Raw genomic sequence first — 24,747 nt, 5'->3', positions numbered from 1 at the left:
TTAAGTATGCTCATTTTTATTCAGCCACATATCACGCATAGAACCATCTTTAATCTGCATCGGGTAGACGTGCTCGCTAGCATCCACTTGAATATCGAGGAACACCAAGCGATTTTTCATCGCGAACGCTTCTTCTATCTTAGGTTTTAGATCTTTTAAATCAGTGATGCGAATACCGACGTGACCATAAACCTCAGCTAATTTAACAAAGTCCGGTAGCGACTCCATGTAAGAATGGGAGTAACGACTGTTGTAACTCATGTCCTGCCACTGACGAACCATACCAAGCACGCCATTGTTCAGACAAACAATCTTCACTGGAAGATCATACTGTAGGCACGTTGAAAGTTCTTGGATGTTCATCTGAATACTACCTTCACCGGTGACGCACGCGACGTCATTACTAGGGAAGTTTAATTTAACGCCCATTGCTGCAGGGAAACCGAAGCCCATCGTGCCGAGACCACCAGAGTTAATCCAACGATTAGGTTTATCAAACTTGTAGTACTGCGCAGCAAACATTTGGTGTTGACCTACGTCAGAGGTCACAAAAGCATCGCCATTTGTCACTTCACATAGAGTTTCGATAACGGTTTGTGGTTTGATGATTCTGCCGTCGCCTTTATCATAAGGAAATAAGCCGCGGTCACTGCGCCACTCGTCGATTTGCTTCCACCAACCGACAATAGATTCCTTGTTAAGCGTTTTACCAATACCCTTCAGCACAGTAACTATTTCGGTCAACACACGCTCTACAGAACCAACGATAGGTACATCTGCTTTGATAGTTTTCGAGATAGACTTTGGATCAATATCAATATGAGTAATCTTGGCGTGTGGGCAGAACTTACTTGCGTTATTAATCACGCGATCATCAAACCGTACACCTACAGCCAGAATCATATCGGAATGATGCATAACGAGGTTAGCAGTGTAACTACCGTGCATGCCGAGCATACCAATAAACTGGCGGTCCGTACCAGGGAATGCACCGAGGCCCATCAAGGTATTAGTAACTGGTAGGTTAAGCAGCTTAGCCAATTCGGTTAAAGGTGCAGAACCGCTGCCAAGAATTACGCCACCGCCCGAGTACAATACAGGACGCTTAGCTATTAGGAGCATCTCTACTGCCTTGCGAATTTGCCCAGAATGCCCACGCACAGCTGGGCTATAGGAACGCAGCTTAATTTGCTTTGGAAAAATATATTCAAATTTATCAGCAGGGTTGGTCATATCTTTCGGAACATCGACTACCACAGGACCAGGACGACCTGACTGTGCGAGGTAGAACGCCTTTTTCATAACATCTGGAATTTCCGATACATGCTTGATCATAAAACCGTGTTTTACGATTGGACGGGAGATACCAATCATGTCAGTTTCTTGGAATGCATTAGTACCAACCATGGTGCTTGCGACCTGGCCAGAAATAATCACCATTGGGATAGAGTCCATATACGCAGTCGCGATGCCGGTAATAGTGTTGGTTGCACCTGGACCAGACGTTACCAATACTACACCAGCCTTACCAGTAGCACGGGCATAACCATCAGCCATATGAGTTGCGGCCTGTTCGTGACGAACTAGGATATGGGTAACGGCCGGCTCCTTGAACAATGCGTCATAAACATGCAGAAGAGCACCACCTGGGTACCCGTAAATATAGTCTACACCTTCGTCACGTAAAAAACGGACAAGCATCTCACCGCCAGATAAAAGCTCCACGTTGTTTACCTCTAAAACGGCAGAACACCTTCCACTCAAACCGACAGATATTAATAAGTTTACTTATCACAGAACATAGAAAATGTTAGTCACTAACTACATCAGCACTGACTGAATTTAGTATTGCGGTACCCTCAAGTGTTACGAGTTTTTCTCGTCTAGCACGAGGTCACGCATTACAGATATTACAAGTCTGCATGGATATGTACCTCTTAATCTATTGAGGTAGCCCACCTCTAATAGCCAATACAAAGAAACCTCGATTTTTTTGTTGCAACTCTTTCAAGTAAAAAATATATGGATTGTTCTTTTTTAGAACTAAGCGCATGAAAATTAGATTAAATAGGCTTAAAGAATGATAAAGATTCGTATAAATCTTATCAAAAAGCAGCAATACGCACATAAAGTTTGCCTCAAAAAACTTGACAAATGGAGGTAATTAACAAACATCAATAATTGACTACTAAAACTTTTTAGTGAGTCGCGTAAACTAAAGCTTCTTTAGCTTACAATCAGCATAAGCAATGTCCATTATCTATATAATAATTAATGTATTAGGCGGTGACAGATTTTTACATGAAGATTTTCCTCATGTGGCGCGTACTGAAAAAAATTCATTACATACACTAGCTAAAATCTAATGCATCTACAGAAAATAAATAAACACTATTGAGCACTTTGATACTGAAAAATAGTTAGTACAAACCAACTCTGTACGCATAATTTATGCTCTATCCAGAGCTTGACTTTCCTCTATGTTCATATGGCAAATACTTTACTAATGAAAGTCTAATAGGTTAGTTTGCATATTATGACGATAATTAATCTAAAAACTAAAGGCTCAGACAATAAAACTATATATTCCTACTCTGGTAAGCTCTAAGTACTGCCGATACTTATAGATCTTGATAGGCTACATATTTGGCGCACTTAAGCTGTAGCAATACGTTACGTTCACATCGCCACAGCTTGCTTATTGGTGCTAAGATTTAATCTGCAATATAAATATTGCGATAGAAATCAATCAGCTTCGAAGTGCTTAGCATGAGCATCATGCAACATCAGCGCTGATTAGCGCTGCATTCAAATTTTATGGTATATCCTGATGGGGGTGGTGGGATGTCGTTTATGTAATAGGTTTAATCACGGTCTTATAGAAACAACAGGTAACCGAAAATGCGGTCGTTATTATAAAAAGATTGACGCTGAAATCTACAGCAAGAATTAAATGATGCTATACGCTAAATAACTTATAGACAAAACCATAACAATAATAACTTGGATCCACAACTAATTTACCAAAACTCTACTTGTTTACTGCATCCAGCCCTTAACCCAATCCATCACCGAATCCGTATTAGTATGTACTTTATTGCTATCGCATACAGTACCGGTTGGTGGCTCACTACCGCGAATATATGGTATCTGTACTACACCCGGACAGCCTGCATTAGAACCTTGCCCTGTGTGCGGATCAATCCAGGCTTGCACAATATTGTCTGGCTGTGACATGCTTAACGGAAGCGGACCGGCCTTGCGCATGAAGCTGGCCCATACTTGCAGGGCACCGGTCGCGCCAGTAAACGGTGTCTTGCGATTATCATCATACCCCAGCCAGACTACAGCTAACACATCTTGACCAAAACCCGCAAACCAGCTGTCACGCGAATCATTACTGGTGCCGGTCTTGCCGGCTAACGTCAAACTTTCAGGCAGTATGCTGTAAACTGAACGACCGGTGCCTTCATGCATAACGCGTTGCATGGCACTCTGGATAAGATAAATAGAACCAGCGTCAAAGCGCTGCTGAGCTTGGAAAGGATAACGCTTGAGCGGCTCGCTATCGGCAGTCAGAACACTACGAATCCCACGCATAGGTGTATTGAAACCACCATTGGCAATAGTTTGATACATTGTTGCTACTTCTATTGGGGTCATGGCGCCAGCACCGAGTAGCATCGATGGAAACACGGGGAATTCACGAGAAATACCCAAACGCCTCAAGGTTTTTAATACGTTAAGCACGCCAACTTCAAGCCCAAGGCGTGAGGTAGAAATGTTGTAGGAATTTACTAGGCCTTGATATAAGAACACTGTACCATGGGAACGATGATCAAAGTTCTGTGGCGTCCACACTTGGCCATTAGCACCAGTCACTGATAGTGGGTCATCTGACAGCCAACTAGTCAAGGTATATTTGCTTGGTTTTTCTAAGGCTGTTAAGTAAATAGCCGGCTTGACGAGCGAACCAATTGGTCGCACGGCATCTAATGCACGATTGAAGCCAGCAAAACTGGCTTGTCTGCTACCGATCATTGCCTGGACCTCGCCTGTTTCTGGGCTGGTCACGACCATGGCAGCTTCGACTTCATCTGCGTTTTTACGACCGGTCAAAAGTTTAAAGGTGTCATTTACCGATGCTGCGGCTTTCATCTGTAGAATCGGATCAAAACTAGTAAATATCCGTAGACCTGCTTTGGTCAAGTCTTCATCGCGGTAATCTTCACGCACCTGACGTTTCACTAAATCAATAAAGCCTGACAAAGAACTATTGACTAGCTTACCACTGGTAGTGACACCCAATGGCATTTTCTTCGCTGCAGCGACTTGTTCTGTGGTGGCCACACATTTTTGTTCGAGCATATCCAATACCAAATTGCGGCGTTCAAGTGCGCGCAGCTGGCTACGACGAGGATTGTAATAGGATGGCCCCTTAACCATGCCTACCAGTAACGCAACTTGGTGTAATTTTAATTCAGACAATGGCAGGCCAAAAAAAAACTGGCTGGCTAAGCCAAAACCGTGCACGGCACGCTGGCCATCCTGGCCGATGAATACTTCGTTGAGGTACGCTTCGAGGATATCCTGCTTACTGTAATGCAGCTCTAAAAGCATAGCCATCATGACTTCAGTGAGTTTACGATTCAAGCTGCGTTTATTGGTTAAGTAAAAGTTTTTTACTAATTGCTGCGTCAGTGTACTACCACCTTGAGTCATCTTACCGCCAGATGCATTGATCCAAATTGCACGAGCAATTGACTTCAGTGAAACACCGATATGGCTATAGAAATCGCGATCTTCTACAGTGATTAGGGTATTGAGCAAATATGGCGGTGCCTGATCAAGTTTAATTAGGATACGATCCTCGAGATTCTTTGGGTAAATACCACCTATTAACAGTGGCTCCAGGCGTACCACTGGCAACTTCAAGCCATCGAAAAACGACAGCTCAGTGACGTAATCGCCAGAGAAGCGCACTCGTACTGGCTGGGCTTTTTCAAAGCCCTCGTAGAACTGAAAGCCACGAGTACTCAAATCTACGGTATTGCCAATAACGTCAACAGTACCAGGGCCATTGCCAATTGGTTCACGGCGGTAGCCCAAAGCATCAAGTTCGGTGAGGAAGTCTTCCTTACTAAGCTTCTGACCGGTAAATAATTCTAATGGGCGTGCATACACCTTGGCTGGAATAGTCCAGCGCTTACCAGAAAATTTTTCTTGAACTACGGCATCTAGGTATACCGCAAAACCTGCAAACACTACAAGACCCACAAGATTTAATTTAAGCATCCAACTCAACCAGAGATACAGGACACATAAAAGTTTTTTACAAGAACTGAGAAATCTAGTTTGAGTCATGGTGACGCCATTATACGCACTTTATTGATAGTCAACATGAGTTGGGCAGTGGTATGCACCACAGACTATAATTGCCATAATGTGGACTATAATTTCTCCTAAATTTTGAAGGATCACCCATGAGCCAGCCCCTAATCGCTGCCATGCAAAACCCAGCTATATATCCACATCCAGTTGAAATATTGCAAGTTATTGAAACCCATATTTCCTGGGTTATCCTGACTGGGCTATTCGCTTATAAACTTAAAAAACCGATAAATCTAGGCTTTTTAGATTTTACCCAACTGGAAGATCGTGGCCACTTCTGTCGCGAAGAGCTGCGCCTTAACCAGCGTTTTACTCAAAATTTATATCTTGAGGTATTGCCAATCACCGGCGCTGCCGAAGCTCCGCAACTGAATGGTACCGGACCAGTGATTGAATATACACTAAAAATGCGCCAATTCCCGCAAAACAAACTGCTTAGTACTTTACAGGCCAAAGGCGAACTAACTAGCGCTCATATTGATAAAATGGCTAAACAGATAGCACACTTTCACCTAACTGCACCTACAGTACCGCAAGAAGACCCTGCCGGCACGCCGGATAAGGTAATAACTTTAGTACGTCAGAACTTCCAGCAAATCCTCCCATTTCTTAATAAAAAAGACGACCTGGCTAAGTTTTTAGCCCTGCAAGCATGGACTGAAAATAGTTTCGAATGTCTCAAGCTATTGCTTGCTAAGCGTAAAATGGATGGCTTTACCCGTGAATGCCACGGCGATATACATCTAGGCAACACTACTTTGATTGCTGAACAAGTGGTAATTTTCGACTGCATCGAGTTTAATGAGCTGCTCCGCTTGACAGATATAAACGCTGACATCAGTTTTTTAGCGATGGACCTAGAAAACCACGGCCTCAAATCCCTAGCTAATCGTTTTATCAGCCAATATCTAGAGCTGACTAGTGACTACCAAGGCCTTGAAGTGCTGAACTTCTATAAAACCTACCGCGCACTAGTGCGTGGTAAGGTAGCATTGCTCAGCATGCCGGACACGGCCAGCCCAATACAACGCGTCGCTACCATGCGACAATACCGTCATTATGCTAACCTAGCGGAGAGCTACATTTCTATTCCATCACGCTTTCTGGCGATTACCCACGGCGTATCGGCCGCCGGTAAAAGCCACTTAGCCATGCGCTTAGTGGAATCCTTGGGTGCTATATGCCTACGTTCAGATGTAGAGCGCAAGCGCATATTTAGCGAGCAAAAGACCGAGAACAAGCAAGGGTCTTATATTTACACAGCAGATGCTAGCGCCGCTACATATACCCGTTTAAATGAAATTGCTAATATCGTCTTGCATGCTGGTTATCCAGTAGTACTGGATGCTACTTTCCTAAAAAGCAAGCAACGTATTGCAGCCGCCAAGGTCGCCGAAGCGATCGGCGCACCATTCTTAATCCTGGATTGCTACGCATCACTAGCTGTTATTACTAGTCGGCTAACACAACGTCAGACAGACAAAAATGACCCATCCGAAGCGACATTGACCGTCATCCAAGAACAGCAGGCAAATCGCGACCCATTAACACCCGCAGAGCTATTACTAAGCAAACGCGTAGAGACTAATGATAACGGTACGCTGGATGCACTAGTAACGTATATTCATCAACAACTGTTGGGCCTGTAATAAATACTTCTTAGTCGTACCAATAATATTAAGTGTACTATTAAGTAATAATAACACTTACTAGTGTCGGTATTTCACTATAATTTACCATCATAAATTATGATAATAATTGTTATTACTTCAGTAACAAAATATCTTCATAGACTACAGTGATTACATTACTAAGTTTAGATCATGAAGCACGAACAGCACTTGCCGCACTAAAAGTTAGCGAAGGCTCGCTTGGCCTGCAAGGTTATGCGATGGCATTATGGTAAGCTGACTTATAATGTCAACTTATCTGAAATATCTGCTGTCTTGCTTGCTGCAATAATAATTACGCTAATACTTTCAGTCAAATCCATACATGAGCACTCTACGCCTTAAGCAAAACAGATTAAGTTATGATCGTGTCTAAATGCCCGAAATCCAGCGCATACAGCGCCGCACGGCTAATTATATCATCACGACACGCACTAAGTGTTATATGGTAAGCAGCGTATACGTATTGCTTCAAAAAAACTCTTAACCCAAAATGCAAAGCTGTAAGCTTTACTGCAACACCGCTAATCGCTAAACTATGTTACAAGCTTGCTCTAATCTTTCCGGGCTTTCTAAATCTAGCCACACCATATCTATAATATAACTAAAGCATGTGCCACACAGTAACCAAGAAATATAGTTCACATAATTAAGCGCTTTTACACACCAAACACTTCACACGACCACAAGTCTATAGTGGCATTTTACAGCGCAGTTTTTTGCGACTGCTATAGATCTGGCAACGCCTCTTCTAAGCGACATCAACCGCAGCGCCAGTTCCTACAGTAAGGACCACAACTACAAATAGCTTGCCATATTAAGAGCTTGGCCACTTCAAATTACAGAGTATAATGATGCGTCACTTAGAGCCATACATCACATAGGTAAAAGCCGCCGATGGTGACAAGATTAGCACCTAAACGCTACAGCACTGGAAGCACTCATTAACCAAAAATCGGCTAGTAGGTTACAAAGTAATCTCTGTATCAATAAGCATACCGATACCAAAATGTTATTGTCCTACCAAGGCAGGACACAAGCTTGTACAAAAAAAGAATTTTTCGTAGAGTTAGCTCTACTACGTTCCAAACCTTAAGTTTTTATCAGTATACTCATTAATCGCAAGGCTACTTTGAGTGTATTCAGCAAAAAAAACCACTGGTTAGCACTAAAACTAAGTTACCAAAAACATAATAGCACTAGCCCAATAAACAGTATTTTCAGTTAAACTAAACTTAGTCATCAAATCATAACAGCATGGCTGAATCAAACCACGTAGACGGCCTTATTAGACATTTAGGCAGGAAAGGCCTGAGTCAGTTTAGCCTGGACTGGCTAACTCACAAATTAGTTTATCTTTAGCAAACTAGAGTGGACACTAAAATTAGTGTTTCATGGAACAATGCCGCCTTCACTACTTTATCGGTGAGAACACAATCAGTGCACATCAGTACATCAGAGCTAAAGCCTCTAACGATTACACCAAAAAAACAGTTAGTATAACTGACATAGGTCAAGCCTAAGTTATGCCTTACTAAGCAGGCTACAATATCCAATCGACGTTCGTGCAATTAGCGAGAACCTAGTGGTGTATCACTAGCATGACCAAGTAACAACATAAACGGCATTTTTTCAATATAAGCCTTTACTAATTAAACGCCTGCTCATATCTAATAAATAGTTCACTAACCCCTTACCCTCAAGCAACACATTACCAGCTGTTGTACGCTAAATGTACCATTTAATAAAAATGTTAGTGTTACTCGATATAATAGTATCGATCACTGAAATAAGAATATGATAGCCTTACATTATATAATTAGGCATTAAATTAATACTCAGACAGTATCTAATGAACGGCTTAGATAATGACAAAAAATTCAGCTCTAGCATAAACGCTACGTGCTGAGTGTTGAGACAATTACAGCATACGTTATGACGGCACCGCCAAAAGTAATGATATAGACATGCAAGTAGAATGTTTATTCAGACTATACCGGTAATACTAAAACTAAGCTCACACAAGGCTAACAGCAAGAAGTCACGATAATACTAGAATTCAATATAGCGATCGTTCAGAATATTCTGGTTTTACTGGATCAAATAGGCCAACGGCATGTATGTGTCTATGATTAGGACGCTAGTGTATATATTTTACGCCAGCTATTCTAGCTTACCTTGCTAATATTAGTAATACTACCAATCAAATCATGCAGCCAGCCAACCATAGCAAAATACTTCGAAGAACTATCTTAAAATAAGAGCGCTACCGTATACTTCTAGTATACTAACAACATCTATACTATAAATGTTAAAGATCGTGATATATCTTATCGATTACTAAATGGCTGCCGAGAGCCTTCACTGCACTCAACAACCTCGGAAATTTATTTTTTGTAAGGATAGATCTTTCATGGTTAGCATGCGATGTAAACAATTCGCTTACACTGTATGCATTCTAATGCCTCACCACAGGATAGACAGTCAAAATTATTTGACGCACATTTATACTAATCAGTACAAAATTACACTGCGCTCTCTACTAGACGCAAGAAATGTTGATTACACGTAGTAACTAGGCTGGCTAGTAGGTCAGTATTTACTAAGATCAGTAAGTAGGTAGCACGCCAATACAAAGCGACGAGTTAGCCCATTCGTGGTAAACGCTGATTCAGCGATTTATTAAAAAATAAGATTCAATGTTATTGCTTATCTGACCATCTATAGCTCATTAACTAGCCAACCACACAACACGGCTATGATATGGACTAATTCTATAGTGCAACTGCATACACCAATTGTCAGCGCTAAAATATTAACCATGTTGGATTAAAGGTAAGGACAGCATTCAGATTCTGCTGAACAAGCATAGCTTAATATGTTCTATGGCCTGTCCGACTATATATGATGAAATAAGCAAGCGCTTACATACAGACCAAATAAATATTTAAGACAAGCCATCCAAAGCCATAGCAGACTACAGCATTTATATCTATCCAAAGTTCAACTTCGACAACCAGCAGTGGCACACCAAGAATCTATCTGGTAAGTTCGCCAACCTACAAATAAGTAAGGACGACAGGTGTTGGTGACGTTATAATTCTATGCAATGGATGAAAATAGTGAGAGGCGGTCTATTCATGTCCACCCAAACAAAGCAACAGCAGCAGAGCCTCAGTGGCTTCATACCTTACGTAGAAACGGAGGGGGAGAAGTATATGAGCAACCCCATGCGCCAACACTTCACTAGGATCCTGCAAAAATGGAAGCAGAACTTAATGCAAGAAGTTGACCGTACAGTTGACCATATGAAGGACGAGGCAGCTAATTTTCCAGACCCGGCTGATCGCGCTAGCCAGGAAGAAGAATTCGCCCTTGAGCTGCGCGCCCGTGATCGTGAACGAAAGCTCATCAAAAAAATTGATAAAACACTGCAACTCATCGAAAATGAAGAATACGGTTGGTGCGAATCCTGTGATGTAGAGATTGGTATTCGCCGCTTAGAAGCACGTCCCACTGCAGACCTATGCGTAGACTGTAAAACCTTGGCTGAAATTAAGGAAAAACAGGTTGGCAAGTAATGCAACCGAACTGAACGGATGTGAAGTGCAAACGCTAAATCTTGTTTTTTAATATTTAGCAAATATTTAACAGTGCCTAACCAACTATAGACTATATATTTTATTTCTATATCAATGCCGGTTATACCAGTGAGATTATACACCTGGAGGTCTTAGTTAGCACCTTAAGGGTTAGACACTTGGGCAGTAATCTTGCATGCTTTAAAAAGCTACGACTTTAAGTGTGACTGTGGAATTAGTCCTATAAAGCGAGCGACATAATATATACGCTAAAGCATTGAGCAACATATTCATTAGGAGCCCAAGTATAGCCTTGGCCTACTCAAGTAAATAGCTAAATTTTCAAATACGATATTTGTCTATGATAATGGCGTAACGCCAAGTCGTTCAGAAGACAGCAGTCATACCTTGACGTGTCATTGAGCTGAATGTTACCTTGTAGATTACTGTATAAGGCAAATCCTGATCATGCTGCGGACAAAATATAAACACTGGCATTATCAGTTACTACAACAACATAATACGCATCAAATATCGACAATCATCAATTGATATCCTGGTAGGTGTATCGATGCTGTACGCTGCACTCATATACTCCAGTACATGCCACACTAGTTATATTTATAAGAACTATTTAACCTACGTTAACTATACTATTTGCATACAATACTGACAATGCGATCGGATGGTCAAAAAACCTTAGAACGATCTTATTGTTTAAGATCTATGATACAAGACCTGTGGCTACATTTTACTATGAATAGCGCTGTACGCTCTCGATTAACAACCTAGGGCAGCGAACTTGTTTAGTTGCAGGCTATAATAGCCTGCTGATTTAGGATATTAAACACAAGTATAACATCAGGATTTCGCATACACTAGTACTGACTAAAGCGCAATTGAATGGAAAATTCTTATAGCTCGCCTGCATCTACTACTTTAGCTAAAGTATTTTTTAATAAAAACTAATATATTAATTAGCCTTGCTACTGATCAGAACCGCTTACCTGAAAACTGTTTTGGCATCATTGTGATCAGTAAATGCGGAATAATGCCTCAGGCAATTATTTTATATTTGCTAACCTATACCTCACCCAGCAACATGTAAGCTAGTACCATGGCGTTTACAGCACGGTAGATTTAGCCATGTTTTAGTCTTATCAGCATGACTAAGAGTTTCTATCTAACTGCTACGGCATACTGCTCAGCTTAATGTTTTGCTAGCTTTATAGATCCAGGCAGCAGTAAACTCCATTAGTAAATATAACCTAATTACAAAAGCTAAGTAACAGCATCGCATTGCCATGACCACCCCAGCACACAGGACAAGATTTATAGAGTAAGATTAGCAAGGTAAGTGCATGACCCACTTTCAATTAATACATTGAAAGTGGGTCATGCACCAATAAAAAACTAGCAACTAACACCATGAATAATTTGTTTACACACACTAAAGTAGCAATAATTTTAGTTAACTACATCTTAATATTGATCCTTAAATCATTTATCGAATCTAAACCTGTCCACCATAACAAAGAAGCTTTTGCTAGCACTAACTTATAACGTGCAAAATTAGTCAAAGCGGTAGAATGCCGCACCTTATTCTTCAATGCACTCGATAAACTGTTTTTAACTGCTAGTCTACAATTATTGCTTATGTCACAGAAAATTGATATGCGCCAAATTACCGCAACCAACTGCAAATTAAAAGTTTAACTACAATCAACTAATTCCGTAAAAACTTATATTGCCGCCTAAATATGATTACCTTCAAGCTATAAAATGCATTTGGCTGTATAAAGTCAATGAAATCATTGGCGCGTTCCTACTGCGTTAGAACTAGTCTATCAACCGTATTGACACTAAAGTTTGCACCAGATAATGAATAGAATAGCCAGCGCCACTTATAACTATGTATAATGGAAAATACGGCCACAAAAGTACGGTTATTCTATTGGAAACCCTGGAGTGTGCCGCTAAGCTATTTAAAATTAACATCAAGCTCAGCGACATGAAAAACGATAACTGACTTATTCAGAATCAGCAGTAATATAGGCAGCAGTAGTAATACAAACTATAAAATAATAATTTATTATTAGAAAACTTCTGTCAACACTTTGTGTTTGCACATTAAAACTACATGACAAAGACCTGACTAAGCTAGCAAGTTTAGTGTAAACTGCAAGCGTCTGTGGAAGCTGTACCAATAGCCTGGGCGCATCCTCCCTAGCTGGAAACTTAGGTTATTAACACAAGTTATAACTACGCGCTAACTGGTAATATACTAAAATGCAAAGAAACTATTACTAAAACTTTTTACGCAACATAAACAGGAGTTTATGGTAATAAAACCATGCCATCAAACCCGTAAAAGACACACATAACCTTACTCAATTTTTTGCTAAATGGCAAAAGTTACCACCTTTATTTTGCTGCTGTTACATGTTTAATATAAAGCTAATAACAAGATTTATATAAGTTTTAATATTAAAACGAATTAACTTATGTATAACAAAAAAATAAAATATTTTAAATACAACTAACTAATTTTTTTAAAAAACGCCATATCTAAAACTAAGCCTTACAACTAGATTAACAACAACAAGATCATCCCAATGAAAAATCTACACTATTGTATTATCGGTTATTAATGTAACAGCTCACGCAATCTATTTGCTCTAGACTTACGATTAGAATGGGTATAAATATGGATAATCATAACAAATAGCAATTAATAAAAATTAAAAAATAAGAATACAGCATTGAAATAATTATGAGATAGTTTTAGATCTTTTGCTAGGGTCTGTAATTTTACATCGTCCATCCACTAAATGCTATAATTTACGTTCATCATAACGGTCATGCTTCATTATGACCGAACATCCCTTTAAACAGTGCACCCAATGCTGAAGAAGTTGTTCCAGTCATTTCGTTATCCCTTGCGTTACACACAACACATTCAAGGCACGCCTAAAGTGCTTAACAGCGATCAGCATTCACTAGAGCGAGCTAAATTCAGCCGCTATGCTGTGAACATAATTGAGCGTTTACAGAATGCTGGTTACCAGGCATACCTAGTCGGCGGCTGCGTACGTGATATGCTTCTCAATATCACGCCTAAAGACTTCGATGTCGCCACCAGTGCCACGCCTGAACAAATACGCAACGAATTTCGCAATGCACGAATTATCGGCCGCCGCTTTAAGTTAGTACATATCCACTTCGGTCGCGAAATCATTGAAGTAGCAACATTTCGCGCTCACCATCCACAAAATTATGAAGCAGCTAATACTAACCAGTCTTCTCGTAACGAGAGTGGTCGTATCCTGCGCGATAATGTTTATGGTACCTTGGAAGAAGATGCGCAACGCCGTGATTTTACTATTAACGCCCTATATTACGACCCGGTCAGCAACCATATCCTTGATTACGACAATGGTATACATGACATCCGCAATAACTTGATCTGCCTAATCGGCGACCCAATGCAACGCTACCAAGAAGACCCGGTACGCATGCTACGCGCTGTGCGTTTTGCCGCCAAGCTAAACTTCGGCATCGAAAAACATACCGCCGCACCAATTCATAATTTAGCGCCAATGCTACGGGAAATTCCTTCAGCGCGTTTATTTGAAGAAGTACTTAAAATGTTTCTCTCTGGCTATGCAGCTAACACATTCAAAATACTTGTTGACTTGCAACTATTTGACCCATTATTCCGGGCTAGCGCCGAAGCGCTAAAATACAACCCAATATATACTCATACTCTAATCAGCGAAGCTTTAATTAGAACTGATTTGCGGATTAAACAAAATAAATCAGTGACACCGGCCTTCCTATTTGCTGCACTGTTGTGGCCAGCATTGCTAATGCGCGCCTTACGCCTACAAGAACGTGGCATGCTACCAAAACTAGCCATGCAGGAAGCTGCCCACAAGCTCATCATTGAGCAATGTCAACACATCACTATTCCTAAACGCTTTACTATGCTGATCCGTGAGATATGGAATATACAGGAGCGCATGCTATACCGCAGCGGGAAACGCGCTGACCTGCTGCTCAACAACCCACGCTTCCGTGCTAGCTACGATTTCCTTTTGCTGCGCGAAAGCGCCGGCGAACAGACTGGTGGCCTTGGTGAGTGGTGGACCAATTACCAGAACGCGAATGATAGCCAACGCAGAAACATGATTCACAACCTCGATAGCAAACGTGATAGAGTTGGTGATGATCTGAAAAAACGTTGCAGCAACAATACCAAGCGCAGACACAGTTCAATTAATGCTGCAGGCGCTGCTAGCGAATAAATATGGAACGCATCTACATTGGCATGGGTAGCAATATCGCTGCTCCAAACCAACAATTGTGCAATGCTATCGAGGCACTAGCATTAGTGCCAAACACTACTGTTGCCTGCGTGTCAACGTTCTATCAAAGTGACTCCCTGCTTCCAGGTCAACCACGCTACACAAATGCAGTCGCAGCCATAGACAGTAACCTAGCGCCGCTAGATTTGCTTGATGCGCTACAAGCTATCGAGAATAACCAAGGCCGCGAACGTCTTGAGCGCTGGGGTCCACGTACTCTTGATCTCGATATCCTGCTATTTGGTGAACACCTAATCGACAAACCGCGCCTTAAAGTACCGCACTACCAAATGCAGCTACGCGCTTTTGTAATATACCCACTGGCAGAACTTGCGCCAGCTGATCTACAGCTGCCCAATGGCCCAATACTGCGCGTACTATTGACAACGTGCCCATTTATGAACCTTGAACGTATTCGCTTTACTTAATGCGATACCCTTAGAAACACATCAGTAATAGTGGTGATATTCCAGCTTATCACAATACTATTGTGCATTTAATTGACTTTCCATGTACCCATCACGACTATAAATATCTCAATGCTGTAGACCTTGCGCTATACTGATATAAGCCAGATTTTATAGATATAATTTTATAGATAATGTGCCAGCATAAACGAAAAAAACTCATACACATTGCTTAACTATTTGTACGCGCCTGTAATGAGAACCTATTTCATGCCAAATATTAACCTCACAACTTGAATAACCTAAAGCTAAAAGGTGACAGCATTACCATGCTGACCTGTTATGACGCCACTTTCGCTCATGCTAGCTATCAAGCTGGCGTCGAAGTACTGTTGGTAGGCGACTACCTTAGTATAGTTATACATGGACATGATAGTTACACTACTAGTCACTACTGATACACTGGCCTTACCAAACTGCTAGCGTCAAACTAAATATCACAGTGCCATCTCATGGCCGACTTGCTTTTCATGAGTTTCACCATTATGAAGCAAACCTTTCAGGACGCCGGTAAATTAATACAAGCTAGTGCACATATGATAAAAGTTGAAAGACGCTAGATGGCTAACCAAATCGATTCTGCTATTGGCTGAGCCGCAGCCGTACATGTGTCACATAAGTCTGACACTGCGGTCGGTAAACATCCTCGGTGGCTTACAAGGTTCAAGGGTCGCAATGCAACATGAGTACGCTAAATGCGTACAGATGTAATCGAGCTATAATAAACTGGCGCCGCGATGATCCATGCTGAAGTGTATGCCAAGTAAACCAGCGGAAGAAATCGCTCAAGGCAGTCAAAATACCGGTGATCAGTATTGGCGCAGGCTTTGCCACTGATGGCAGCTACTAGTATTTTTCGACATGCTTGGTCTATCGCTAACTAACCGTACGCTAAAATTCGTAAAAAAACTTTATGATAAGCAAAGACAGCATCCAAGCTGCGTTGAGCGCTTACGTAGCAGAAGTCAAAGCTGTTATTTTCCCTTGCGATAAACATAGATTGTCTACATAAAAACCGTTAAAACCGTAAAAGAATTGCGCGCTGGCATTGCGCGTATGCGCGATGCCAGTAAACGCATCAGTTTTGTACCCACAAAATGAACAACCTACACAGCGGCTAAACTAGCCTAAGTCATAAGGGCTGCTAGCAATCGAATTTCGTGGTAGCGAATTATTTTGTCAACTAGCTACAGTTCGGCATTAACGAAGACCTCAATAAGTATCCGCATACGCTAGCTGTCGACTAGAAAAAAACTACTGCAAGCAGACTGCCACCTACTGTTCGCACCGGATGTAGAGAAAATATACCAGAATGGTATAAATAGCGATACCAGTGTGAGTGTCCATTAATTATCCGACGGTTTATGTAGCATCAACCGTCCTGGTAACTTTGAAGAAGTTACCACAGTGATGTGCAAACTATTACATATAGTCCAACCAGACCTGGTTGTATTTGGTAAAAAAGATTACCAGCAACTAGCAGTTATCCATGCTATGATACATGAACTACACATGCCAACCTAAATCATCGCTGAGCCAACTGTCCGTGATAACGACAGACTCGCACTATCATTGCGCAACAATTATCTTAATAATACGCAACTTGCTGTTGAGCCGCCGCTATGCCGAAGCTTACACCAAATTGCTACCACCATCAAAGATGGCGACCACGATCTTGCTAGGCTTGTACGCTGAACAGATTAAGCAGATTGAAGCCACAGTGTACATATTGATTATCTAGAAGTACGCCAAGGCATACACATGCAGCCAGCTACGGCTGAAGATAATAATATCGTTATCCTATTAGCTACTTACCTAGGGACGAGACACCTTATCGATAACCTACATATCGGCCTTAACTGACTTCTTCCAGATACTTTATCTATTGCTAATACCAGCTAAAAATATTTATTGCGCTAGGTTTAATGTAACCGCCATGCACACTTGTTAGTGCTACTCTGAACCAGATCCACATAAAAGACTTGACATTATAAATTTATAGGTATCCTAAAATAAGTCCACGTAACAAAAGGAACACGATAATAATGGCATATTACCGCACTCCGCATGACGTTACTACTCTATCAGCTTGGTTAGCGCTTAAGCAACATCGTCAAGCTATGCAAGATTTTAATATGCGTAAAGCGTTTGATGCTGATCCCAAACGCTTTTCACGGCTAACCCTGAACAGCTGTGGGCTTTTTCTTGATTACTCAAAAAATCTAATCGCTGCTAAAACGCGTACTATACTCGTTGAGCTAGCTCACGAAGTAGGCCTTAAAGACGCAATTAACGCGCTGTATGCCGGAGAACCAGTCAACTCATCTGAGGGACGCCCAGCACTACATACTGCCTTGCGCCGCCCAGTTGGAGACAAGTTGTCAGTCAATGGTGTAAACATCATAACTGATATACACAAAGTGCTAAACCAGATCACTAATTTAGTTCATCGCATCCACGATGGATTATGGCTTGGCTACACAGAGAAGCCCATCACTGACGTAGTAAATATAGGTATTGGCGGCTCGTTCCTCGGCCCTGAATTGATCTCTGAAGCTTTATTATCCTATGCCCATAAAGACGTGCAATGTCACTACCTAGCAAATATTGATGGTAGTGAGTTTCACGAACTGATCAAGAAGATCAGCGCTGAGACTACGCTATTTATCGTTTTGTCGAAATCTTTCAACACCCTTGAAACTCTGAAAAATGCTCAGGCCGCACGTGCCTGGTACTTAGCTAAGGGCGGACCGAAAGGAAAGCTATACCGCCATTTTATCGCCGTATCAAGCAATAAAGTAGCTGCCATAGCCTTTGGTATAAGCGAAGAAAATATTTTCCCAATATGGGATTGGGTTGGTGGTCGTTACTCGCTATGGTCAGCTATTAGCCTGTCAAGTGCTCTGGCTATCGGTATGTCTAACGTTAAAGAAATATTGTCAGGTGCATACACCATGGATCAGCATTTCCAGAACGCGCCATTCGAAGTCAACATGCCGGTACTTTTAGGTCTACTAAGCGTGTGGTACGGCAACTTCTGGGGTTCCCATAGCCATGCTATCCTGCCGTATGATCACTATCTGCGTAACATTACCAAGCATTTACAACAACTAGACATGGAATCTAACGGAAAAAGCGTGCGACACGATGGTACGCCAGTATCCACGTATACTGGCTCAGTTATCTGGGGAGGCGTAGGTTGCAATGGCCAACATGCTTACCACCAGTTACTGCACCAAGGGACCCAGCTGATCCCGGCTGACTTTATTGTGCCGATCGTTAGCTTTAACCCGGTGACAGATCACCATCAGTGGTTGTTTGCTAACTGCTTGTCGCAAAGCCAAGCACTGATGCTTGGCAAAACCCGTAACGAAGTTGAAGCTGAATTGCGTGATAAAGGTATGCCAGAATCAGAAGTACAGAGGCTAGCCCCACATAAGGTGATCTCTGGTAACCGTCCTAGCAATACAATTGTAGTAGAAAAAATTAGCCCACGTTGCCTAGGTGCATTAATAGCCATGTATGAACATAAAGTGTTTGTAAAAAGTGTCGTTTGGGGTATAAACGCCTTTGATCAATGGGGTGTAGAACTTGGCAAAGAGCTCGGCAAAGGCGTTTACAATCGATTGACTGGCGTCGAAGCATCCTCGGCCGAGGATGCTTCGACGCAGGGCCTGATTAACTACTTCCGTAGTCATCACCGCGGCTGAATCAGATAAACTAATTAGCAGTTATCTACTGCAAATGGCAATAGCCTTCAAATATGTACTCAAATCATACAACAACGAAACTCCTAGCAAACTGCTAATCTAGCCTAGGATAGCCTTGTCACAACTAACTAATCTACAGATTGCCAATCTAAAAGGTAATTAATAAGCACCTCGTATAAATTTTTTCTGAACTATACCAACCGTGTTACGAACCATAATGCTTGAAAGCTGCCGACCTCTAAAAACACGATCTACCTGGTAATGCCCTTACTTCATACTGTATTTTATGGCAAACGAGCATAACAAATAGTGCAACAAACAATACGATCTATAACGGCGTAATAGCCATAACAGTTGGCTAGCCTAGCTAAATTCATAGTTTATTATTAGAGTTTGTAGCCCTATTCGTTTAGTTAGCAAATACACTTTATTATTTCTAGTGCTACTTTAAATTCATGCTAAAATAATACATCATTAATTAAAAAAATGCACCATCTACCTATAATCAGTCAATAGTCAAGCATGTACCTATTTTTGGTAAAAATAGCTATAGCCACAGAACTAGATGACCCATACTGGAATAACTAAACGATCACGTTAGATGGTTATACACCAATACAGTGTAAGAATACCTATCAGCAAATATAGTTAATGTATGCATAAAATCTATTGCTATTAGATTTTATGCTTTATTATGGCAAGGCCATACGATATAACTTTCTAAAATCAAGTACCACGTATTTACACTTACCCATTAGTTAAAACTTAATTTACTGTATACTACATACTCCATAGCTAAGACCTTTATCGGCATGCCTCTTAAATGCGTGTCACACCTTTAGATGGATTAAAGACCATAGCGTTAGTCGCCATCCAACATACAGACCATAATAGCCTGTAACTAAACTTGTTAATTAACAAGTCAGATTAACTAAATCTGATGCAACCATTTAAGCTACTACCATTATAATAAACTATTGTTAGCTGACTATAACGACAAAAGATTCTCACTAAGAATTGACAGCCTTAAACCAGCATACTGATTACGTGTATTTTTTCGAATCTACTCTCTAAAAAGCTTTAGTCCGTTAGCAAAAGATAATGCAAATACTATCATGGTGAAAAATGACTAAAAATCAGGTAAGTATATAAAAAGACTGCCACAGTCCAGTGCTATTTTAGTTTTAAGAAACCCTGAAAGTCAACCAATAGCCAGATATAAGCCTTGCGCTTTATTGCGTAAAGAGCTTATTATTGGCGCGCTTAGCGCGCCAAGATATTAGTAATACTACATGTAGATTTAGCTAAGCAATAAGCGGTAGTCGCAATTTTCATTGCAATCAGTTTGAAATTTAGTCTATCTGTAAAATCGATGGATAACTGTAAAACCACTAGGCATTCCAGACTAACTATATTAGCTAAACTAGCTATAACATTCAAGCTAGAATAAATAAATGTTAACATTTAGAAATGCAATAGTTGAAACTAGAGCTTCTTTAAATATTTACGATTAGCTCTAATCTGAATAAAGATAGTAAAATGTCAACCGACTGAGAAATGAATTAACTTCAAGCACTGTGTACAAGCTTCACAATCAAAAACGACCACACTAATAATACTGATAAACATGTTGCTTCTATAGTTAGCCTAAAATAACACTAGTTGGTAACTAACTAGTGTCAAACAAGAGAAGAGCTGCTAGGCATCTATATTAATTAGATTGCTATTAATAATAGCCAGGTTAACGCTACTTACTTCTGCCTCATATTTAGCTTAGTTATTACTATCCAGTAATTTTACAGGTTAGATTAACATTAGCTACACTCATACCAAATAAACGTCGACATTAACAGTAAAGTTAAATAGCTATGCACATATAACTATCAATAGTAGCGTGAACAAGTTTTGATTAGATAGTAACGTTATATACCGATATTAACTTTAAAACGTATCTAGATAATCATACTATTATAGTATAATAGTAATTATACGAGCTTTAGTATCTACAGAATATATCTCAACATCCATTTGCACTATATGATCATAAACCATTAAATAATGAATGCAAATAATAATGTTTTGCAAGCAACTATAATTAAATAAGAAGCATCTATAATGCTAATGATGTAGAAATATTCACTAGAAATATCGAACCGCTTAAGGATTCTGATAGTTATATATTTATCAAATCTCTTAGTGAGAGATAATTAAAACAACAGAGAATTTAGTTTGATGCTAATTATGTATTACATGCTTATGTAATCTAGTCGTGCTCGTAATAACAGCTCTGTGCAAGCTTATTAGAAGACTGTCTACCTGTGACGATGATTGGAAGATTTCAACAAGTACACTCTTTACCGCTTACTGCAAAGACATGAGCAAATATATTGAAAGCTACTATAAGTAAACTTTATTTGTAGCAGTGCTGAAAGCACTTCTTACTTTTTTCTTAAAAAACAATGGCATTGATCAAGGCTAATAACGAGAACCAATCAATCGTCGTAGATTGCTCTGAACATGAATATCAATAGAATCACTATGAAATATTCCAACGCTATAGCGACAAAAATCAGACTCAGGCATTATTGCTAGTCATACTAAAGACGTAAAAGACGCTATTACTTCAAGGCATTTATCTCGCTTACCTTACATAAAAACAATTTGATAAATAGAAAAACTTCTATATGGATACTTACACTGCAAAACTGCATGATAGCTTAATAGAGCTCTAGGGTACTAAATTAATATATTTACTACGCTAACTAGCGTTAGCAAACTGTACCAGTACTATCAAAAAACTGCTTCTGGTAAGCAAAGATAAACTAGAAGCAGGTTAAATATATATCATCTATACCTACACGTGGCAAGCAAAGAACAGTAACAGGGGTGAAAGACTGCTAGGACATTTAAATAATAAGCATTGTACAAACAATAAAGATTTATAATAAAAATATGAAGATCATCTAAGTGCATTTAAACAATATATTCAGTTACCCATAAATAATCATGCCTACTTGGCCTGTTACATGCATGTTAAATAGTGTGCCAGGTGAATTATTAATTAATTATAAACTTGCTTTAATCTAGTTGAGACAGTTTTTTAATGATAACCATCCATTTATCATTTTTTTAGGCTTTAGTCAATACTTTAATGGACCCTAGTAACAATGCTTTTCTCGATATTTAAATTGAATTTAATTTCAGACGTAATACGTATAGTGTAAAACAATGAACTATTTAGTTAGCCTTCACTTCACAGGCTGTTATAGTTATGGCAAACAACATACTAACTCACTATATAAAATTAACTTCTTATAAATCATTTATAAAAATTATGCAGTTTACATTAAATCGACCCTGCCTGCATTTAAATTACGATTTTTTAACTTACCAAACAGGTGATAATTAAACACTCAAAGCCTTCACTGCCGCTACATCCTTGATAGACAGTTTAATGCGACCACGGCTATCTACATCTAGTACCAGTACTTCTACTTCTTGGCCTTCTTTAAGTATATCGGTTACTTTTTCAACACGAGCATCGCTGAGCATGGAAATGTGAACTAAACCATCTTTACCAGGCAAGATATTAACAAATGCACCGAAGTCAACTATACGCTCTACCCTACCAAGGTAAATCATGCCTATCTCAGCTTTAGCGGTAATACTCAGAACACGCTGACGTGCAGCTTCTGCTGCTTCCTTAGTTTCGCCAAAGATCTTGATTGCGCCGTCATCTTCGATATCAATCGAAGCCTTAGTCTCTTCATAGATCGCACGGATAGTCGCGCCACCTTTACCGATAACATCGCGAATTTTATCGATATCAATTTTCATCGCTATTATAGTCGGGGCATTTTCCGACAGTGTAGTACGGGATTGATCAATAATCTGATTCATCTGACCAAGGATATTCAAGCGCGCTTCAAGCGCTTGGCTCAGAGCGACCTCTATAATTTCTTCAGTTATGCCTTTAATTTTGATATCCATCTGTAGCGCGGTAATACCTTTTGCGGTACCAGCTACTTTGAAGTCCATGTCACCGAAATAGTCTTCGTCACCTAGGATATCTGTCAGAATAACAAACTTTTCACCTTCTTTAATAAGACCCATGGCGATACCTGCAACTGGTGCATGAATAGGCACACCTGCGTCCATCAGTGCAAGGGAAGCACCGCAAACAGAAGCCATAGAACTAGAACCATTAGACTCAGTAATTTCCGATACAACACGAATGCTATACGGAAAGACATCAGAAGCAGGCAGCATAGCCTGAATCGAACGACGGACTAGACGGCCGTGACCAATTTCGCGACGACTAGCGGCACCTAGGCGACCACACTCGCCAACTGAGAATGGGGGGAAATTGTAGTGCAGCATAAAAGGATCTCTTTTCTCACCTTCCAAAGTGTCAAGTAACTGTGCATCACGCGAAATACCCAGCGTTGCGACTACTAAAGCTTGGGTTTCACCACGAGTGAATAGTGCTGAACCGTGAGTTTGCGGCAGAACGCCAACCTCAATATTTAGCGGGCGTAAAGCGCGAATATCACGACCATCAATACGTGGCTTACCGTTAATAACGTTATCACGAACAGTGCTATATTCAATTTTACCGAAGGCAGCTTTGACTTCAGCAGCGGAAGGTTGACTTTCTTTTCCAGAAAGTATTGCCACAACCTGATCCTTCAGTTTGCCCAGACAAGCATAGCGGTCGGCCTTAATAGTAATAGTGTAGGCATCAGAAATAGCAGCACCAAACTCAGAGCGGATAACATCCAACAGCTCAGTCGCTTCAATTTGTGGAATCCATGACCAAGCAGGCTGGGCAATTTCGGCAGCCAGCTCTGTTATGATATTGACCACAGACTGAAACTCTTCATGAGCAAATAGTACAGCACCTAGCATCTGGTCTTCAGTCAGTTCCTTAGCTTCTGATTCAACCATTAATACGGCTTCTGAGGTACCGGCAACTACCATATCTAGACTGGAAGCTTTCAGTTGCTCGTAAGTTGGATTAAGTAAATAGCCGGTACATTCATTAAATGCAACACGAGCTGCACCAATTGGACCATTGAAAGGAATACCGGAGATAGCTATAGCTGCCGAAGTCCCAATCATTGCAGCGATATCTGGATCAGTTTTCTTACTAGTTGAAACGACAGTACAAACAACTTGCACTTCGTTCATAAAACCTTTTGGAAAAAGCGGACGAATCGGTCGATCAATAAGTCTAGAAGTCAGGATTTCTTTCTCAGAAGGACGACCTTCGCGCTTAAAAAAACCACCAGGAATCTTACCAGCAGCATAAGTTTTTTCTTGGTAATGGACGGAAAGAGGGAAGAAGCTTTTGCTTTGATCAGCAGTCTTAGCGCCAACAACGGTAACCAATACCGTAATGTCATCGTCAATGGTAACTAGTATTGCACCAGAGGCTTGACGAGCAATACGGCCCGTTTCGAGAGTAACGTTTGACTGACCGAACTGAAATTTTTTGATAACCTGGTTCAAGGTGTTCTACCTTCTTTGTGGCGCTTAGGAAGATTTGTCTTTTTTATAAA

The 24,747-nt window shown here is 40.5% G+C and carries 8 protein-coding genes and 2 pseudogenes; 7 read left to right on the top strand and 3 right to left on the bottom strand.

All coding sequences use genetic code 11. From position 1 onward, the window contains the following. Both C3B55_RS01750 and mrcB read right to left on the bottom strand, forming a co-directional pair. The gene (locus C3B55_RS01750) at nucleotides 1-1,725 is read right to left on the bottom strand and encodes an acetolactate synthase 3 large subunit (RefSeq protein WP_129210931.1); all 1,725 of its coding nucleotides are present in this window, start codon (nucleotides 1,723-1,725) and stop codon (nucleotides 1-3) included. A gap of 1,314 nt (nucleotides 1,726-3,039) precedes the next feature. Then, nucleotides 3,040-5,364, bottom strand: a complete 2,325-nt coding sequence (gene mrcB, locus C3B55_RS01745) for a penicillin-binding protein 1B (RefSeq protein ID WP_129210929.1) — start codon at nucleotides 5,362-5,364, stop codon at nucleotides 3,040-3,042. A gap of 119 nt (nucleotides 5,365-5,483) precedes the next feature. Between mrcB and C3B55_RS01740 the strand changes: the two genes are divergently transcribed. From C3B55_RS01740 to pgi, 7 genes and pseudogenes are all read left to right on the top strand, one after another. Beyond that, nucleotides 5,484-7,040: a bifunctional aminoglycoside phosphotransferase/ATP-binding protein gene (locus C3B55_RS01740; protein WP_129210927.1), complete on the top strand. Its 1,557-nt coding sequence runs from the start codon at nucleotides 5,484-5,486 to the stop codon at nucleotides 7,038-7,040. Between the two features lie 3,161 nt (nucleotides 7,041-10,201). Continuing rightward, nucleotides 10,202-10,642 (top strand): RNA polymerase-binding protein DksA, encoded by a 441-nt coding sequence (dksA, locus tag C3B55_RS01735; RefSeq protein ID WP_129210925.1) that lies wholly within the window; start codon nucleotides 10,202-10,204, stop codon nucleotides 10,640-10,642. A gap of 2,903 nt (nucleotides 10,643-13,545) precedes the next feature. Beyond that, entirely contained in the window at nucleotides 13,546-14,949 is a 1,404-nt protein-coding gene (locus C3B55_RS01730) for a polynucleotide adenylyltransferase PcnB (protein WP_129210923.1), read from the top strand. Nucleotides 14,950-14,951: 2 nt separating this feature from the next. Continuing rightward, on the top strand, nucleotides 14,952-15,437 hold the full coding sequence (gene folK, locus C3B55_RS01725) for a 2-amino-4-hydroxy-6-hydroxymethyldihydropteridine diphosphokinase (protein ID WP_129210921.1): 486 nt from the start codon (nucleotides 14,952-14,954) through the stop codon (nucleotides 15,435-15,437). A 249-nt stretch (nucleotides 15,438-15,686) separates the two neighbouring features. Next, nucleotides 15,687-16,488: pseudogene (locus C3B55_RS01720) on the top strand (3-methyl-2-oxobutanoate hydroxymethyltransferase). 353 nt (nucleotides 16,489-16,841) lie between these two features. After that, nucleotides 16,842-17,339, top strand: a pseudogene (locus tag C3B55_RS04650) (pantoate--beta-alanine ligase); the annotation flags it as partial. 182 nt (nucleotides 17,340-17,521) lie between these two features. Beyond that, entirely contained in the window at nucleotides 17,522-19,186 is a 1,665-nt protein-coding gene (gene pgi / locus C3B55_RS01710) for a glucose-6-phosphate isomerase (protein ID WP_129210919.1), read from the top strand. A gap of 3,405 nt (nucleotides 19,187-22,591) precedes the next feature. Here the strand turns inward: pgi and pnp are convergent. Further along, nucleotides 22,592-24,697 carry a polyribonucleotide nucleotidyltransferase gene (gene pnp, locus C3B55_RS01705; RefSeq protein WP_129210917.1) on the bottom strand — a complete coding sequence of 702 codons (2,106 nt, stop codon included), beginning with the start codon at nucleotides 24,695-24,697 and terminating at the stop codon, nucleotides 22,592-22,594. Between the last annotated feature and the right edge of the window lie 50 nt (nucleotides 24,698-24,747).

The organism is Candidatus Pseudomonas adelgestsugas, from assembly GCF_004124255.1.
Classification (GTDB): Bacteria; Pseudomonadota; Gammaproteobacteria; order Pseudomonadales; family Pseudomonadaceae; genus Aquipseudomonas; species Aquipseudomonas adelgestsugas.
Note: the sequence above shows the minus strand (reverse complement) of the source record. Positions and strands in the feature narration are given on the sequence as shown.